The sequence below is a fragment of the Enterococcus sp. C65 genome (assembly GCF_040887165.1).
GTDB classification, from domain to species: Bacteria; Bacillota; Bacilli; order Lactobacillales; family Enterococcaceae; genus Enterococcus_B; species Enterococcus_B hirae.
In genome coordinates this window covers 178,830-195,200 of sequence record NZ_JBFOFG010000004.1, presented here as the reverse complement: position 1 = coordinate 195,200, position 16,371 = coordinate 178,830, and the positions used below count along the sequence as shown (strand labels likewise).

General features: G+C 37.4%; 17 protein-coding genes and 1 tRNA gene. 6 read left to right on the top strand and 12 right to left on the bottom strand.

Annotated elements, in window-relative coordinates:
• Window positions 1–201 precede the first annotated feature (201 nt).
• Complete coding sequence (locus AB3I12_RS06180) at window positions 202–1,434, top strand: aminopeptidase (protein WP_063626777.1); 1,233 nt, start codon at window positions 202–204, stop codon at window positions 1,432–1,434.
• Between the two features lie 317 nt (window positions 1,435–1,751).
• Window positions 1,752–2,147 (top strand): hypothetical protein, encoded by a 396-nt coding sequence (locus tag AB3I12_RS06175; protein WP_034867835.1) that lies wholly within the window; start codon window positions 1,752–1,754, stop codon window positions 2,145–2,147.
• A gap of 61 nt (window positions 2,148–2,208) precedes the next feature.
• Here AB3I12_RS06175 and AB3I12_RS06170 read toward each other — a convergent pair.
• Window positions 2,209–2,282, bottom strand: a tRNA-Arg gene (locus AB3I12_RS06170).
• A 152-nt stretch (window positions 2,283–2,434) separates the two neighbouring features.
• Here AB3I12_RS06170 and AB3I12_RS06165 point away from each other — a divergent pair.
• The gene (locus AB3I12_RS06165; protein ID WP_010719756.1) at window positions 2,435–2,599 is read left to right on the top strand and encodes a hypothetical protein; all 165 of its coding nucleotides are present in this window, start codon (window positions 2,435–2,437) and stop codon (window positions 2,597–2,599) included.
• Window positions 2,600–2,755: 156 nt separating this feature from the next.
• Here the strand turns inward: AB3I12_RS06165 and AB3I12_RS06160 are convergent, their stop codons facing one another.
• The 11 genes from AB3I12_RS06160 to sfsA all read right to left on the bottom strand — a co-directional run bounded on the left by AB3I12_RS06160 (window position 2,756) and on the right by sfsA (window position 13,207).
• On the bottom strand, window positions 2,756–3,937 hold the full coding sequence (locus AB3I12_RS06160; RefSeq protein WP_063626776.1) for an enhanced intracellular survival protein Eis: 1,182 nt from the start codon (window positions 3,935–3,937) through the stop codon (window positions 2,756–2,758).
• 145 nt (window positions 3,938–4,082) lie between these two features.
• A complete protein-coding gene (locus tag AB3I12_RS06155) occupies window positions 4,083–4,496 on the bottom strand; it encodes a DUF3284 domain-containing protein (protein ID WP_010719758.1) in 414 nt (137 codons plus the stop codon).
• On the bottom strand, window positions 4,496–4,678 hold the full coding sequence (locus AB3I12_RS06150; RefSeq protein WP_010719759.1) for a DUF3188 domain-containing protein: 183 nt from the start codon (window positions 4,676–4,678) through the stop codon (window positions 4,496–4,498). The genes AB3I12_RS06155 and AB3I12_RS06150 overlap by 1 nt, the downstream gene beginning before the upstream one ends.
• 27 nt (window positions 4,679–4,705) lie before the next feature.
• Window positions 4,706–4,927: a hypothetical protein gene (locus AB3I12_RS06145; RefSeq protein WP_010719760.1), complete on the bottom strand. Its 222-nt coding sequence runs from the start codon at window positions 4,925–4,927 to the stop codon at window positions 4,706–4,708.
• A gap of 63 nt (window positions 4,928–4,990) precedes the next feature.
• Complete coding sequence (locus AB3I12_RS06140) at window positions 4,991–6,448, bottom strand: PTS sugar transporter subunit IIC (protein WP_034698839.1); 1,458 nt, start codon at window positions 6,446–6,448, stop codon at window positions 4,991–4,993.
• 124 nt (window positions 6,449–6,572) lie between these two features.
• A complete protein-coding gene (locus AB3I12_RS06135) occupies window positions 6,573–6,893 on the bottom strand; it encodes a PTS lactose/cellobiose transporter subunit IIA (RefSeq protein WP_010719762.1) in 321 nt (106 codons plus the stop codon).
• Window positions 6,894–6,918: 25 nt separating this feature from the next.
• Window positions 6,919–7,236 (bottom strand): PTS sugar transporter subunit IIB, encoded by a 318-nt coding sequence (locus tag AB3I12_RS06130; protein ID WP_010719763.1) that lies wholly within the window; start codon window positions 7,234–7,236, stop codon window positions 6,919–6,921.
• Between the two features lie 154 nt (window positions 7,237–7,390).
• Window positions 7,391–10,093 carry a sigma 54-interacting transcriptional regulator gene (locus AB3I12_RS06125; RefSeq protein ID WP_063626774.1) on the bottom strand — a complete coding sequence of 901 codons (2,703 nt, stop codon included), beginning with the start codon at window positions 10,091–10,093 and terminating at the stop codon, window positions 7,391–7,393.
• Window positions 10,094–10,157: 64 nt separating this feature from the next.
• On the bottom strand, window positions 10,158–11,447 hold the full coding sequence (locus tag AB3I12_RS06120; RefSeq protein WP_063626772.1) for a DEAD/DEAH box helicase: 1,290 nt from the start codon (window positions 11,445–11,447) through the stop codon (window positions 10,158–10,160).
• 1 nt (window position 11,448) lies between these two features.
• Window positions 11,449–12,462 (bottom strand): Gfo/Idh/MocA family protein, encoded by a 1,014-nt coding sequence (locus tag AB3I12_RS06115; RefSeq protein WP_063626770.1) that lies wholly within the window; start codon window positions 12,460–12,462, stop codon window positions 11,449–11,451.
• 16 nt (window positions 12,463–12,478) lie between these two features.
• Window positions 12,479–13,207 (bottom strand): DNA/RNA nuclease SfsA, encoded by a 729-nt coding sequence (gene sfsA, locus AB3I12_RS06110; protein WP_063626768.1) that lies wholly within the window; start codon window positions 13,205–13,207, stop codon window positions 12,479–12,481.
• 161 nt (window positions 13,208–13,368) lie between these two features.
• On the opposite strand from sfsA, the gene AB3I12_RS06105 reads away from it, so the two are divergent.
• The 3 genes from AB3I12_RS06105 (at window position 13,369) to zwf (ending at window position 16,200) form a co-directional block, all read left to right on the top strand.
• Window positions 13,369–13,761, top strand: coding sequence for a DUF4828 domain-containing protein (locus AB3I12_RS06105; protein ID WP_010738194.1), 393 nt, complete (start codon window positions 13,369–13,371; stop codon window positions 13,759–13,761).
• Between the two features lie 247 nt (window positions 13,762–14,008).
• Complete coding sequence (locus AB3I12_RS06100) at window positions 14,009–14,656, top strand: metal-dependent transcriptional regulator (RefSeq protein WP_010719768.1); 648 nt, start codon at window positions 14,009–14,011, stop codon at window positions 14,654–14,656.
• A 14-nt stretch (window positions 14,657–14,670) separates the two neighbouring features.
• On the top strand, window positions 14,671–16,200 hold the full coding sequence (zwf, locus tag AB3I12_RS06095) for a glucose-6-phosphate dehydrogenase (RefSeq protein WP_063626766.1): 1,530 nt from the start codon (window positions 14,671–14,673) through the stop codon (window positions 16,198–16,200).
• Window positions 16,201–16,371: the final 171 nt, after the last annotated feature.

The window sequence follows — 16,371 nt, the reverse complement described above, 5'->3', positions numbered from 1 at the left end:
GTAACATGATTATTTTGTTATGCACAACTTGTTTTTTTATTTTTAAAAAATTACTTTAAAAACAATCAATTTTATAAATTTTAGACATCATTTAGAAGAACACCCATTTTTTTATTTTACGATTCTGGCAGATTGTCTCTAAAAGAATTAAATGTTATCATACAAATAGCTATTGGATGAAACATTAGGAGGAAATGGATTATGTTAGAAAATTTTAATGAGAACCTCGAAAAATATGCACGATTAATTGTTGAAACCGGCGTAAACGTCGAAAAAGACCATACAGTTGTTTTACAAATCAACGTCGATCAAGCCCCATTAGCTCGCTTGATCACCAAAGAAGCCTATCGTTTAGGTGCAGCTGAAGTGATCGTACAATGGACGGACGACGTGATCCAAAAAGAATTTCTTTCTTACGCTGCACAAGACCGTCTTGAAACTGTTCCACAATATAAAATTGATCAGACTGATGATTGGATCGCTAAAGGTGCTAGCCGAATCAGTGTTGTATCTGCCGATCCAGATGCTTTTGGTGGCGTAGATGGAAACCGAATCGCTACGTATCAAACTGCCGCTGGCAAAGCAATGATGAATCTAAGAAAAGCGACCCAAGCAAATAAAGTAAGCTGGACTGTAGTCGCTGCGGCTGGTAAACAATGGGCAGCTAAAGTTTTCCCAGATTTACCAGAAGAAGAACAACTGGATGCGTTATGGGATCAAATTTTTAAAACAACTCGTATTTACGAAGAAGATCCTGTACAGGCTTGGAAAGAACATGATGAAAAATTAGCAAAAAAAGCCGATGAATTAAATCAAGAACAGTTTACTGCCCTACACTATACTGCCCCTGGCACAGATATCGTCATTGGCCTACCAAAAAATCATCTTTGGGAAGGCGCAGGAAGTTACAACTCCCGTGGAGAAAAATTCATGGCAAATATGCCTACTGAAGAAGTGTTTACTGCACCTGATTACCGACGGATCGATGGTTATATCTCTAGTACAAAACCATTGAGCTATGCAGGTACGATCATCTCAGGGATGAAGTTTACTTTTGAAGCTGGAAAAGTCATTGATTTTTCTGCTGAACAAGGTCAAGAAGTATTGGAAACCTTGCTCAACACTGATGAAGGCGCACGCTCATTAGGAGAAGTAGCACTCGTTCCCGATCCTTCGCCAATTTCTCAATCGGGTATTATCTTTTACAATACTCTATTTGACGAAAACGCGTCGAATCACTTAGCTCTAGGATCTGCGTATGCCTTTAGTGTCGAAGGTGGTACTGAAATGACCGATGAAGAACTTGTACAAGCTGGTCTTAACCGTAGTCAAACCCATGTTGATTTTATGGTTGGTTCTGACCAAATGAATATTGACGGTATCCGTGAAGACGGTTCTACTGTTCCAGTATTTAGAAATGGTGACTGGGCTTAGTCTGATAAAACGATATAAAAAAAGAGGAGAAATCTTAAACGACCTCCAAAAGTTAGATTTTTGGTCTAACTTTTTGGGGTACTACAGACTTCTTCTCTTTTTTGTGATGATTATTTCTATTACAGACAACACTTTTCCCTGCTGCTCACTGAAAGATGGTCGAATAAGCGATTTTTTGATCCTGTTGTTCAAGTTTTTTATAAAAATTATTTATACTATTTATCACGAAATTCTATTAATACATTTTCTATTTTTTGATAAGATTGACAAAAACAACATTTATTATTAAAAATTAGAAAAAATGATGGAGAGATAGTATGCCTTTTATTGTTTATTTTTTTGTCTTACTATTAACGCTTTATATCCCTCTGCCAACTGCGTTATTGTTTTTTCATCGTTTAGCTAATCAACATGACCTGCTCACAACAATCCACAAATTCATTTTGCTATTTTTGGTTTGTTTAGATTATCGGTTCAGTTTCTACTGTATTTATCAATGTAAAATAAAGAAACAATACTACTTGTACCTTATCTTGATTAATATTATCGAATTAGGCATCCATTTTTATTTACTGGTCAAATACCAAACAGTTTGCTTAACTATCATCACTTTGAGCCAGTTATTATTGCTTATTTGTATGTTTACTTTTCCTTTATCAAAAAAATTTAGAAAAGCTGTCTTTCATTCACCAGAAAAATCGAATGTAGCGTAGAAAACTATCTTGGTCCCACACAAACAAAAAAACCTGAACCACAACGGTTACAGGTTTTTAACGTTCCTGACTGGAATTGAACCAGCGACCTATCGCTTAGGAGGCGATTGCTCTATCCTACTGAGCTACAGGAACAAGTTCTCAATAGTATTATTTTAGCTTGTTTAGGAATCACATGCAAGCTTCTCTTAGAAAAATCATTTTTCTTCCTAAGCAAAACGTTTCCACTAGCTTTTGACGAGTGATAAAATAGAATTATCCAACAAGTGATGAGGGAGGTTTTATTTATGAAAGACAAACCAAAAGAAGAAGTATATGCTGAACGCTTTGATGCTTCTAAACAAGAACGAGAACAACTATCAAAAGAAGCCATTAAACAGCATGAAGATGAAAAACCTCAGAAAAAAGAAAGTCGCAAATTCAAGTTTACTAAAAAAGAAGATTTGCTGTAGAGAAACGAGATAAATCAGTGGCAAAAAGGCTAGCAGTTTTTCAGCATGACACCGAAAAATTCAAAATAGCTTTTTATACGATAACGCCCTCCAAGAATTCGTCGAAAATCTTGGAGGGCGTTATATGCGTTGAGCAACAAACATTTTACGTTCATTTTAAAAATAATCATTTAGAATAGGTTGTTGACTTGGAAAGCATGGCGCCATTTCTAATAGAGCTTCAGTTGACAATTGGATGTGATTGTAAAAAACAAGTTCTTCCATCTGACGATACCCCATTAATAATTGAGTCATGCGTTGAATGGTGCCACTGATGGTTGGTAATTTTGTTTCTGTTACTTTTTCAATTTTCACCTCTGCATTTGATACAGTGATCTCAAAGATCCCTTCATTCCACTGTGCGTAAGGATCTTCTGTTACTTCTAAAGCAAAAGTGAGCGCTTGTTTTTTGAAAGGATAGTCTTTCAGAAACAACTCAAGATCAACAATTCTGCCCATCATATATGGCGTGATCGTCATTTGTGCAAAAGGATTTTTAAGCAAATAATTTTGATCACTACCTGAATAACCACAAGCATAGTCAAAAGAAGCAAACGCCCCACTATGGGAACTAACAAACCTCACTAATCCTTGAAAGGCTTCATGACTCAAATAGCCCCATTCCACTACTACAAATGTTGGTGCCGTTAACTGGTAAACCACATATCCTGTTGCTTGACCAGATTCATCGTAATACAGCGCATAATGATTATCTGTCTTTTGCTTAAACTTATAAGTATACCACCAGTCTTCTCTACTTAATCCACCACGTTGATTTGCTGGCATTTGTTTATAAATCATTTCTATGACTTCTTTTGCTTGTTCAAAAGTCACTCGTTTCATTTTGCCAGCCGTCTTTTTCACGTTCGGTACATCTCGACTATCCAATTGATAATTGATTTTATCAAACAATTGCTCATAACCGTAGCGACGATAAAATGGGTAAGAAAATGGAGCAAGATAAGAAAGACTTACTTTTCTTTCACGGCAATCTTTTAAGATTTTTTCCATGATTTGATTGATCCCACCTTGTCCCCTAGCTTCAGGATAAGATGCTACATAACCGATTCCTGCCATTAAATACTGCTGCCCATAAAATTCAACAGAAAAAGGCGTCGCCATTACTTGGCTAGTGAGTTGCTCTTCCTCGTCAAAAAAACCATAATTCCATGAATTTTCAACGATCAGTTTGAATCGTTCACGTCTTGCAGGTGTATCCTGCGCATTAAATGCATAGGTTGCTAGTTCAAACATCGCTTCTTGATAAGCAACACCAAGTTCTTTTACTTCATTTGCCATTTTTGTTACCCCTTCCATCAAAAACAATAAAAAATTGTGTCAAGTTCAGTGATCCAACCATAGTCACTTTATCAAAATAAAAATGTTATTTCAATAAATCACTATTTAGCTGAATCAACTGCTTCTTGCCACAATCAGTTTTTTACTAGTAAGTTTCTTCGATCATTACTAACATTTTTTTGAAGCGACGTTTTTTAAAATACATCAACATCGTTCCTAAAATCATATCATTTAATTTTTGTAGCATCCCATATGATTGCATTTGTTCCGTATAACGTACTTCGCAGGTTTTATCATCTAACGCTTTAATTTGATAATGGACGACATAATCATTTTTTGTGGTAGATGTTCGAAATTTATACGACTGATTTTCAATAACTTCCTCGATCTTGATGCGAGCGCGGCTATTTTGTGAGAATTGTTTGACGTATTCAAGGTTTTTAAGTTGTTTACGAGTAACCGATTTTCCAGTCGCTTTACGTACATCAAAAAGGACAGAGTCCATCACTTTATCATAGAAAAAGGATGCTGGAATATTTAAAGTTTTAACGATTTCCATTAGCTATTTTTCCCCTTTGCTTCTTCTCTTTTTTTCCCTTTTAAAAAGAAATGTATACCTAAACCTGCCAGAAATAGTCCTGTAGCCATACTATACAAATCATAGTTTTGCGAACTAGGATTTAAACAATACAATACGATCAGTGAACCAATACTACATAAAAATAAGCCGTTTTTCATCATTTTGAACCCTTCCTATCTTACAACCAGTTAAACTGCTGTTGCTTGAAAATATAAAACAGTGCCCCATGGTTGTGCTTTGATTAATGCTTTTGCTTTTTGTGCTGCTGCTTCTTTATCTTGTGCGCTCGTCTCAAAAAACAATTTGATTCCTTGTTTTTCTTTAAATGTATATGAAAAGCCATCTTCATTGTAACCTTCTAGTAACTCTTTGATAGCATCTTGTTGCATGGCACTTGCGATTGAAATCATTTTAGCTCCTCCTAGATTATTGTTTAGAGAGCAGAAGCAAAAAATGCTTCTGCTCATTGATTTTTATTGTTCGCCTGCTGCTGGATCCATCTTATTCGCTGAGATAACGAACGGTGCCCAGATCAAGAAAGTCACGATCATACATACTAATGTCACGATTGGCGCACGCCAGTCTGCTCCGGTAGCTAGGAACGAGAGTAAGAATGGTGGAACAACCCACACGACTGACTGCGATACTGGGGCGACCAAACCAAAGTAAGTTGCTCCCCAACCTATAGCTGTTGCAACAACAGGTGCTAATAAGAATGGGATGAACATGATAGCGTTCAATACAATCGGTAAACCAAACATAACTGGTTCATTGATATTGAAAATACCAGGTCCGATCGACAATTTAGCAACTGTCAAATAATCGGCACGTTTAGAAAGGAGTAAAATAGCAATCAATAGAACGATCGTACCACCAGAACCCCCGAACCAAGCGAAGGCATCAAAGGATCCACGAACCCACATATAAGCCTTACCATCTTCAATTGCATCTAAGACTGCAGGTGTTCCTGTTTTGCCATTGTAACCTTTTTGGAAAATATCGATATTGATCAATTGTGCTTGACCCCAAATTCCTTCTAAAACTGGAGCTAACACGTTTGGTCCATGAATACCAAAGAACCAGAAGATCTGAACAAAGACCGTAACGATCAAAACAGCACCGATCCCTTGAGATAATCCCAAGAAAGGTTCAGCGATATATTTTTGAACTAAATCAATGATCAATTGTCCGTCAGCGATACGACCAACGATATAATTAATAATAGCAATGACATATAAAGCGATCGTTGCTGGCAGAATTGCGGCAAAAGCCTTCGATACTGCTGGTGGTACAGAATCTGGCATTTTGATCGTAATGTTGGCTAACATTAATTTACAGAAAATAATGACAGAAATAGCACCCATGATCATGACTGTGAAATAAGAGTTTCCATTTAAATGATCAAGTTTTAGCCAACCCCAAAGACCAACGGATAAATTTCCATCCGCGATCGTTGCCCCTAATTCTGTTCCATTGATGGCATCAACGATATTTTGAGGAACATTGACGTTCAAAGCGGCTGACAATGAAGGTCCAAAAGAAATTCCTTGGATCAAAGTCGCCAGACCAACGATCCCTCCGGCTAGGTCATTGACCCCATAAGCTCTCGCAAGATTGTATCCCCAAGAAAAGGCAAAAATCAAGCCGGCAATTGCTAAAGTTCCATTCCATACAAATCCATTAATTCCAATAATAACATTTAATACTGCAAAAATTCCTTTGTCCGCTGCTAAACTATCTGCATACGTACTATTAAATTGCTGTGGTAAATCTCGAATAATTGCATTGATCATTACAGCGACTGATCCCGCCATTGTTGCAGGTAAAGTACCGATAAAAGCGTCACGCAAAGCAACTAAATGTTTCTGCGCGCCAATTTTTGCGGCAACCGGAAGGATGTATTTCTCCATCCAACTTGTTAATCCGTTCATTTTTATATCCTCCTATAAGTTGTTTATATAAAGAATTGCTTCCTCATACCAAATTAAAAAAATCCGTTCAAAATTTTTTCTTCTTCCGTTCAAAAAAGAAGGTTCTATTTTCGTTCATCTGTCTTTATTCGACATTGATTCTTCGGTAAAGTTCAATAAGTTCTTCTGCTAAATCAGTAAAAGCAATCGACGTCATTAAATGGTCTTGACTGTGTACGGTCAATAACGTGACCTGAACATGGTTTCCTTGTGCTTCTTGTGTCAACATTTGCGTCTGTGAATGATGGGCTTGGACTAATGATTCCTTTGCATCCATTATTTTTTGATCCGCTAACTCGAAATTACCTTTTTTAGCCGCAGAAATCGCTTCCATTGCATCGCTCTTGGCATTACCACCAAACATGATGAGTCCCATGATGGCTTCGAGATTTTGTTGATCTTCCACATTTTTTCCTCCATTTCCTATAGATTTATTGCATCAAATTTTCGGCTTGTTCTAGTACTTTTGCACCATTCATCATGCCGTAATCTTGCATATTGATTACATCTAGCGGAATCCCTTTCGGTGCTAATTTTTGCTCAAATTGAGCTTTCATAAACCGGACTTGAGGTCCTAAAAGTAAGACATCGACATTTTTTGCTTCAAGATTATTATCAGCATCTGAAGCTGAAACAGCAAAAATATCTGCCTCCATTCCTTTTTCTTCTGCAGCTTTTTGCATTTTCGTAACTAGCAAACTTGTACTCATCCCCGCAGAGCATACTAACATAATCGTTTTTTTCGCCATTTTCTCCACTCCTTTTAATTTGTTTTACACATTTTTATAATGCAAGAAGCATGCCAAACAAAAAAAGAACCAAAATAGCGTTTTCATAGCCTTTGGTCCTTCTTTTCTGTGCGCACACTGATGTTATCTGTGTAAAAAAATAGATTAGTGTGTTTTATTTTTTAATTTTATTTTCAATAAACATTTGCGTTAAGAAGGCAATCTCATTTTCTGGGATATTCACCTGATATTTCCGTTCCAATCCAATAAGATTCGTTCGAACGATGTCCATTTCTAAACGATAAATTTTTGAGAAAGTAGACAGATTCTCAAATTCTCGTGTCTTCTCATGCTTGATCAGTCCATCCAGTAAAAAGGCTAAATGAATCACGATCCCAATGTCTACTCCTGGCTCTACTATAATTGAGAGATCCGTTTGGATTTGCTGGATGTTTTTTTGTAAAGAATGGATCAAAAGCTCTACCGAAGAAATCGAATTTAAAGAATCTTTTAATGAATCAACGATTTTGGCAGTTGGAACTTCATCATCAGCGATCCGCTTGAGCATATTCAATTTCTCATCGTTGAAGACATCATACGCTGAGAAAAACGGAATATTTTGGTAATCCACATCTACCGTGCCCGCAATGGCTTTGATCTCATATTCTTCTAATAATGCATCAATGTGTCGCTTAAATGATTCTCGTTCTAAAAACTGCATTTGGATCACTTCGACCTTTTTCTGGTCGATTACAGGAACAATCCGCTGGTATAATTTAGCTGCTACACCTTCCCCAGTAAAACAAGTAACGATCACCGCTTTTTTACGTTCATAGGTCTCAGTTTGTTCTTCTTTGAATTGGTCCTTGACGATCGTTTCAAAGGAAATCTGGATACTTTGATAGATATCTTCCAAGCTCCGCCCAACATTCGCCATCCGTAATGCCTCAATCACGATCATCGTACTACTCATTGTAATTGCTTTCGTTTTGATTCCAGTCTCTTCAAAAATCAAGTCACCAAAGGTATTTAAAGAACCCATATCCGTCAGTAAGATCAATCCATTCGTCAGACTTGCCTGACGATTTTGAACATAAGCCAGCACTTCTTCATACATCGTTTGGACTTCCATGGCTAACGGCATATTAAATGCTGTACCTAATTTCGTTCCTAATAATTCTTGCGCCATTTCCAACATACTTGAGGCGGTTTGTCTGCCGTGCATCAAAACTAAGACCTCAACTTTATTTTCTTTTACTGGTTCACTTTCGCCAAGATTAATGGAAAGAAACATACTGATAAAACCAATTTCGTCAAACGGAATTTCAATTTGTTGTTCTTCTTCAATGATCGTAGATAAATCAATGGCTACTTGAAATTCCTTTTTAAAATTTTTGCGTACGTTGTTGAGATCAGGATGAACAATCATGTGTCCTTCTTTGACCCGATCCAATGTACTTTGCAAATGAAGGGCAAAGGCAAATCGAGCTTTTTCATTGTAGATTCGATCCAACCTAGCTTCTGCAACATCGTATAACTCGTTGGTTAACCGCCAAATGTCATCTGGCAACAGATCTTTTGGAATCGTACTCTTTGTCAACTCTTTGACATAAGTTTGGAAATAAGCATCCACATCTTTCGAGATCAAAGTTTCTAAATCAATACTTTCGACACCCGTTTCTGATAAAGAAAGCATTTTTTCTTCGATATCATTATAGACCTGCATGTTTCGTTCTGGATCTTGTGACCAAACAACATCAGCAAAACCAGGCTCAAAAGTCAGGTATTGACTCTTACTATCCATAAAGCGATCCAAACGTTCAGGTACTTCTTTGATTTTCAACAACCCTTTTTGTACTTGGAGAGACAGTTCTTCTTTACGAATGATCAGTTTTTCTTCATTATGTGTCCGATAATGTAAAAATGACTTCGCACATACTAATTTCAAATCACGCTTGACTTGTCCGATATTTCCTTCTGCATCATAAAGCATAAATGCCAAAATGGCTTCTTTTTCGATATCTATACGTTGATTCAAACGATTGGCTTCTTGTTTGATAAATAAAGAAATGATTTCATAACGTTCATCTAATGAACGAGAAGCCAGATTTGGTAATGTGATTGCCATAGGAATTCGGCGATTAAAGGTTGTCAAAAAACTTTCGGATGACTCGGTGGTTGCTCCAATGATCTGAACAGATGCTTCATGGACGTGGGCGCTTTCTCCCAACGGACGATAGACCCCTTTATCAATAAAAGTAAACAACATTTCTTGTCCTTCTGGTGGTAAACGATGAATTTCATCAAGAAACAAGATCCCACCATTCGCTTTCGCAATCAACCCTTGACTATCTTGCGATGCCCCAGTATAAGCTCCTTTTTTGATTCCAAAAATATGTCCAAACAGTAACTGTGGATTCTGCGCATAATCCGCACAATTAAAGGAAACAAAAGGTGCATCTTCTGAGAGCATTTCAGAATCAATCGCAAAATGATACATACATTCTGCAAACATCGATTTACCCGTTCCTGTCTCACCAAAAATGATTGTATGCAATCCTCGAGGAGGATATAATATGGCTGCCTTAGCTTGCTGGATGCTTACTTTCAAAGAATCATTTTCACCAACTAGTGTATCAAACGTCACTTGGGTCGATGCATCAACGTGAACTTTGTCAGAGGCTGTTTTTTGCGGAGGCAATGAATAGACGACTGGTCTGCCGGAACTTTTGATAATATAGCGGTCTTTATAGAGATCGCTGAGATATCGACTTGCATTACTTCGATCGATTTTTAGATGTTTTGCCACATCACTTGCCGTCAATCCTTGCTGGTTCTCATGCAATAGATCCAATATTTCTTCTTGTCTTTCGTTCATACAATCCCCCACTATCCTCAAATAACGCTGATTGCGTTTTCAATATAATAACACAAAAAGGCGCTTATTTGCGCCTTGCTCCTTTATTTTTCTGCTTTTTTTGTTTGTTTTTAAGCTTTTTCTTTGGCGTACTATTTTTTTCAACTTGTTCTTTTTTCGAAGGACCAAATGGAGCAGTTTTTTTTGTGTTTTTGTCATTGGCTTCTTCTTTTTGTGATAGTTCTTTTTGTGGCAATTCTTTGACTAATTGTCCACCATGAAGAAAAATCTCTTCCATATCAATCGCCATATGACGTGTTAATTTTTTCAACTCTTTAACTGTATGATCTTGCACAAACGTGATCACGGTTCCGTCTTTCCCCATCCGTCCGGTTCGCCCTGAACGATGCAGATAAGCTTCTTCCGTTAAGGGAATTTCGGCATTCACAACATAAGGTAATTGTTCGATATCTAATCCTCTGGCTGCTACGTCAGTCGTGAACAACATCGTGATTTTTTTATTTTTGAATTGATCAAGTGCTGCTTTACGTAACAATTTATTTTGATCGGAAGCTAAGCTGCCAACTGAAACACCACGAAATTGTAATTTTTCTTCCATTGTCCCTAATTCATTGAGTTGGTTGAAAAAGACTAGTCCATGAAAATCTGTGACATAAGCAAGCCGTCTCAAATACTCTTCTTTTTTACGAGGTGGTATCCTTAAATAGTAATGTTGCTGACCTTTTCTAGAGTCATCGTCTTTTGTGACATCAACAACTGGGATGGAAGCCTTTGTGATTTCTTCAATTTTACTGATTGAGCGATCAGCTGTTGCTGAGAAGAATACTAATTGATAGTCCACAGGGGCTTGTCGCAAAATTTGTTCCACTAATGAACGATTCCCCTCATCAAACAATTGATCTGCTTCATCAAAAACAATCGTTTGCAACTGATGAGCTTTTAATTTTTTGGTCTTCATCAATTCCAGCACACGTCCAGGAGTCCCTACTAAGACTTCTGGTCGTTTTTTCAAACCTTCGATCTGCCTTTTGACGTTAGCTCCGCCCACAAGTGATTGGACTTTTAATGCCAATCCTTTTGACCACTCACGAGCCACTTCTGCGACTTGAATTGCTAATTCTTGCGAAGAAACAAGGATTAGTAAAGTACTTCCCCCCTCTTTAGGGACATTCAGCAGCAAAGGTAAAAGATAAGCTAATGTTTTGCCTGAGCCGGTTGGTGAAATACCAATAATTGATTCTTTTTCTTTAAGCGGTTGAAAAACAGCCTGCTGGATCAGAGAGGGTGTTTGAAATCCCTTTTCCTGCCATTTTTCTTGCCAAGCTTGTGGAAAGTTTTTTACAAATTCATTCATTTTAAAAATCGCCCTCATTATCGGCATCAAATTTGATGCCACCATTTATTCTAAGATCGTAAACTACTTGGTTCACATTGCGAGCAAGTTCGATCCATTCTTCATATCGTAATCCCCAAGCTGGATCGTTTGGATGATTGATCACATTGGCAAAATCAGCTGCCTCTTCTGCCATGGGATTTTCAGCTGCGGTAATTGCTAATGCATCAATTTCCTGATGTTCTCGATCATGGAACTCTGCTTTTTCAATCGCATTGACCCCGTTCATGACTAATGTTCCTGAATTAAAGTAGATTTCTGAAGGTAAGTAAGAATCACCGATTTTACCAGGTTGAATCGTGACATCAAATGTCTCATAACGCAAGATCCCCCAACCCAGTCCATCAACACCAGTTGAGATTTTCCGTGGAAAATAATGAACTTCTGAAGGCATCCCAAACCATCCTATCGTAGCATAAACGAGATAAACGCCCAGATCCATCAGCGCACCACCAGAAAAACGGGTAGAGAAAATATTTGGTACTTCTCCTGCTAGTACTTGATCGTAACGAGAAGAATATTTCATATAACTAAAGTTGGCACCGAGGATCTCATCTTTCAATGGAAGATAGTCAGCAATTTTTTTGAATCCTGCTTCATGGATGTTTCGTGCAGCTTCAAAAAAATAAACATTTTTCTCATTCGCTAGATGAATGATCTCATCCATTTCTTTAGGCGTACTAAATGCCGGTTTTTCAACAATGACATTTTTTCCTGCTAAAATGCCTTGTTTTGCTTGTTGAAAATGTAGGCTGTTAGGCGAAGCAATGTATACCGTATCAAGATGTTCCAGACCAAAAAAAGTTTCTAAATCTGTCGCATAGGCAATATCTCCCTCATACTTGGCGCCAAATTCTTGTGCTTTTTCTAAATGTCTCGAATAAACTGCTGTTAATTCATATTGTTTCGTGCTTAATGCTGCTTGCACAAATTGATGGGTGATCCAGTTGGTACCAATAATTCCTAAATTGATCATTTCATTTACCTTCTTTCTATTTATTCGGGTCTTCAAACGATGCCTCTACATCAAATGGTATGGCTTGTTTCAAATTGACACAATCCGCTGTTACCTGACAATTATAGGCTAAAACATTCACGCCGTTTAACTGTCCGTAGCGTATGATATTGGCTAACTCCGGTTGCATTGCTTCGTTGATTGTTGCCAGATGAAGGTGTTCAAACTGTGCGATAAACAACACGTAAGTTTCATAGCCTTCCTGTCGCGCTTCCACTAATTCTTTCACATGTTTTAAACCTCGTAACGTTGGCGCATCAGGAAACGCCCCAATTCCTTTATTTTCTAAAGTCATTCCCTTTACTTCGACGAACACTTTTTGTCCTGAATCTGTTTCTAAATAAATATCAAATATGGACTGTCGATAGCGGACTTCACGCTTGTACTTAACGATTTTTCCGATCAACGATGGCAACTGGATTGTTCCAGATAAAATTCCTTCTAATGCCAAACGGTTGGGAAGTTGATTATCGATATTGAACCAGTTATCCCCTTTTTTCACAGCAATTAAATCATAATCTGTTTTCCGTTTTAAACTAGGTGTATATGCAACCGCTACTTTCGCTCCTGGTAGAAGGACTTCTTTACCTCTTCCAGTGTTTTTCACATGGGCTACGATCACTTCTCCTTGTTGGTTCAAGCAATGAGCGATGAAACGATTCGGTCGTTCAATAAAAAAAGCGATTTCTACTTGCTGGTACTTCAAAAACGGTCACCTTTCTTCCTACTATGTATCCTACCATAATTTCACAAAAAACTCTTGAAAAACCAGTCGAAAGTCCTAGAGAAATCTTTATTTTTTTTAGGTACAATGAAACTGACAGAAAATGATCGTTGGAATTAAAAGAGGTTAGGAGTGACAATCGTATGATACGTAAAAAAACACTTTATGGAATCCTTGCATTTTTTGCTATTTTATTTGGAAAATTCTTTCTGAAAAAGAAACAGCCAACCACCAAAGACTTTGATCCAACGCAATATCATGGAACCTGGACCTTTATAGATAAAAATCAACAAAAACAACAACTACTGGTCACAGAAACGTTTGATTTATCTATCAACGGTCACTCCTTAGTAACGGAATTGGTCGAACTAACTCCACAGCAACTCGTCTTGCGAGATCAATATGGTTTTTATTTGATCCTATCATACAGTGATACGACCTTTTATGATGAATCATCCGATACTTCTTATACGTTGACAAAACAAAATAGTTCCTCAAAAGAGGGTGTGACAAGAGCGGCTAACTCTGAGAAATAAGTCGAAGAATTTCCAAAAATCTCCTCCTGTTTTTGGAATTCTTCGACTTATTTTTGATAGAGCCACTTCTTGAACGACTTTTAGAGCAAGTCCTATATCCCAAACTCTTTTCATTCCCTTCATCATTGATTTACCTTTCTGTATTTCTTCGTTTATTTTACGTTTTTTGTCTAGAAAAATAGTCATTTGATGTTTTTTTTGATAAACTTACTAATGATGGTTTCATACCATGAAAGGATGATTAAACATGACACCAAATCGAGAAGATTACTTGAAAATCATTTTGGAATTAGGCGGAGACACGACAAAAGTAAATAATAAACAAATCGTTTCCAGTCTTGCTGTGTCCCCAGCTTCTGTTAGCGAAATGATTTCCAAACTTGTGAAAGAACAACTCGTTGAGCATTCTCCTTATCAAGGAGTTCAACTTACGGAGACTGGCTTACAAAAGGCAAGTAGTTTGATTCGCAAACATCGTTTATGGGAAGTTTTTTTAGTCGAACATTTAGATTATAGCTGGAACGAAGTCCATGATGATGCTGAGGTGTTGGAACATGTGACTTCAGAACAACTTGCTGACCATTTAGAAGACTATTTGAATCATCCTATGCACTGTCCACATGGTGGAATTATTCCTAAAAAAGAACAAGTGGTTCATGAAGAACGTAGACAAACATTAGAGTCTTATCCAGTTGGTTCTAAAGTTCGCATCGCTCGAGTGTTGGATGAAAAAGAACTATTGGACTATCTTGTGACGATTGACTTAAACATTGATGAAGAATATGAGATTGTAGATGTTGCCGCTTATGAAGGACCGATCACAATCCAAAATCAACAAAAGAAAATCCCTGTCAGCTTTAAAGCAGCCAGTACGATTTTTGTCGACAAATTATAAAGGAGTACACCCATATGGCTAATGAAAAAAATGTCTTATTTACAATCTTTGGTGGTACAGGTGATTTAGCACAACGCAAATTGTATCCTTCCTTGTTCCGCCTTTATAAAAAAGGAAATCTAGGAAAACATTTTGCAGTAATCGGTACTGCTCGTAGACCTTGGAGCGATGAACATTATCGTGAAGTGGTCGCTTCGACGATCCAGTCCTTGAATCCGACTGAAGAAGAAGCAAAAGAATTTGCTAGTCATTTCTACTATCAATCACATGATGTAAATGATTCTACCCACTACAATACTTTAAAAGACCTAGCTGACCGCTTAGATGAAACCTACCAATTAGCTGGTAACCGCATCTATTATTTAGCCATGTCTCCAGAATTTTTCGGTACGATCGTTTCTCATCTTAAATCGCAACATATCGTTACTGAAAATGGTTATAATCGCTTGATCATCGAAAAACCATTTGGTTCAGATTATCAATCTGCATTCGAGCTGAATGAAAAGATCCGTCAAGTCTTCCCTGAACAAGATATTTTTAGGATTGATCATTATTTAGGTAAAGAAATGATCCAAAATATCTCAGCAATTCGTTTTGCTAATAACATTTTTGAATCACAATGGAACAATCGCTATATCGATAATATTCAGATTACATTCGGTGAAGCTTTAGGTGTTGAAGATCGTGGTGGCTACTATGATCACAGTGGTGCTTTAAAAGATATGGTCCAAAACCACATTCTACAAGTACTAGCACTTTTAGCGATGGAACCTCCTGTCGCCTTTTCTGAAAAAGAAATTCGTGCAGAAAAAATCAAGGCACTGAAAGCTGTGCGAATCTATGAAAAATCTGAAGCATTAAAAAACTTTATCCGTGGGCAATATGCACCTGGTGAGTTAGATGGTAATACATTTAAAGGCTATCGTGAAGAAGATAAAGTAGATCCTGAATCTACTACCGAAACTTTTGTAGCTGGGAAGTTTGTCATTGACAATTTCCGCTGGTCAGGTGTTCCCTTTTATGTGCGCACTGGGAAACGTTTGACAGAAAAAGGAACTCGGATCAATATCGTCTTTAAACAAGTCCCAGTCAATGTTTTTAAAACTTCGGTCGAAGATGAACCTTGTGAAGATAGGACATTACCACCAAATGTTTTAACGATTTATATCCAACCAACGGAAGGTTTCTCTTTAACATTAAATGGAAAAGAGGTTGGACAAGGGTTTAACACTGAATTTAGAAGATTAGAGTACCGCAATAGCGCTGAAATGGTTGAAAACAGTCCTGAAGCTTATGAGAAGCTGCTTTTAGATGCTTTAAAAGGTGATGGTACAAACTTTTCACATTGGGAAGAAGTTGCTCAATCTTGGCATATCGTCGATGTCATTCGTAGAGCTTGGGATCAAGTGGAACCTGACTTCCCTAATTATAAAGCTGGAACAATGGGACCAGAAGCTGCATTTGAATTGCTGGAAAAAGATGGGTTTGAATGGATCTGGCAACCAGATGGCTGGTACCGTGATCGTGGGAAGCTAGAAGACTAGCTGTGTGTAACGTTTAAAAGTAAAAATTTACTAATATTAGAGGGGGAAATCAATAATCATTGATTTCCCCCTCTTTCCTATATGTATTCGTTTAAATTTTTATTTTTACGTAGGAATAACTTACGGTGCAGCAAACGCTAAACACTTCCGATGTATTTCTTGAAAACTGTT

What these genes read in the sequence shown, in the direction of transcription:
- AB3I12_RS06175 (WP_034867835.1), top strand. Translation starts at nt 1,752, where the DNA reads ATGCCTTTTATTGTTTATTTTTTTGTCTTACTATTAACGCTTTATATC.
- AB3I12_RS06120 (WP_063626772.1), bottom strand. Translation starts at nt 11,447, where the DNA reads ATGAATGAATTTGTAAAAAACTTTCCACAAGCTTGGCAAGAAAAATGG.
- zwf (WP_063626766.1), top strand. Translation starts at nt 14,671, where the DNA reads ATGGCTAATGAAAAAAATGTCTTATTTACAATCTTTGGTGGTACAGGT.
- AB3I12_RS06100 (WP_010719768.1), top strand. Translation starts at nt 14,009, where the DNA reads ATGACACCAAATCGAGAAGATTACTTGAAAATCATTTTGGAATTAGGC.
- AB3I12_RS06160 (WP_063626776.1), bottom strand. Translation starts at nt 3,937, where the DNA reads ATGGCAAATGAAGTAAAAGAACTTGGTGTTGCTTATCAAGAAGCGATG.
- AB3I12_RS06125 (WP_063626774.1), bottom strand. Translation starts at nt 10,093, where the DNA reads ATGAACGAAAGACAAGAAGAAATATTGGATCTATTGCATGAGAACCAG.
- AB3I12_RS06165 (WP_010719756.1), top strand. Translation starts at nt 2,435, where the DNA reads ATGAAAGACAAACCAAAAGAAGAAGTATATGCTGAACGCTTTGATGCT.
- AB3I12_RS06155 (WP_010719758.1), bottom strand. Translation starts at nt 4,496, where the DNA reads ATGGAAATCGTTAAAACTTTAAATATTCCAGCATCCTTTTTCTATGAT.
- AB3I12_RS06145 (WP_010719760.1), bottom strand. Translation starts at nt 4,927, where the DNA reads ATGATTTCAATCGCAAGTGCCATGCAACAAGATGCTATCAAAGAGTTA.
- AB3I12_RS06180 (WP_063626777.1), top strand. Translation starts at nt 202, where the DNA reads ATGTTAGAAAATTTTAATGAGAACCTCGAAAAATATGCACGATTAATT.
- AB3I12_RS06130 (WP_010719763.1), bottom strand. Translation starts at nt 7,236, where the DNA reads ATGGCGAAAAAAACGATTATGTTAGTATGCTCTGCGGGGATGAGTACA.
- AB3I12_RS06105 (WP_010738194.1), top strand. Translation starts at nt 13,369, where the DNA reads ATGATACGTAAAAAAACACTTTATGGAATCCTTGCATTTTTTGCTATT.
- AB3I12_RS06150 (WP_010719759.1), bottom strand. Translation starts at nt 4,678, where the DNA reads ATGATGAAAAACGGCTTATTTTTATGTAGTATTGGTTCACTGATCGTA.
- AB3I12_RS06115 (WP_063626770.1), bottom strand. Translation starts at nt 12,462, where the DNA reads ATGATCAATTTAGGAATTATTGGTACCAACTGGATCACCCATCAATTT.
- AB3I12_RS06140 (WP_034698839.1), bottom strand. Translation starts at nt 6,448, where the DNA reads ATGAACGGATTAACAAGTTGGATGGAGAAATACATCCTTCCGGTTGCC.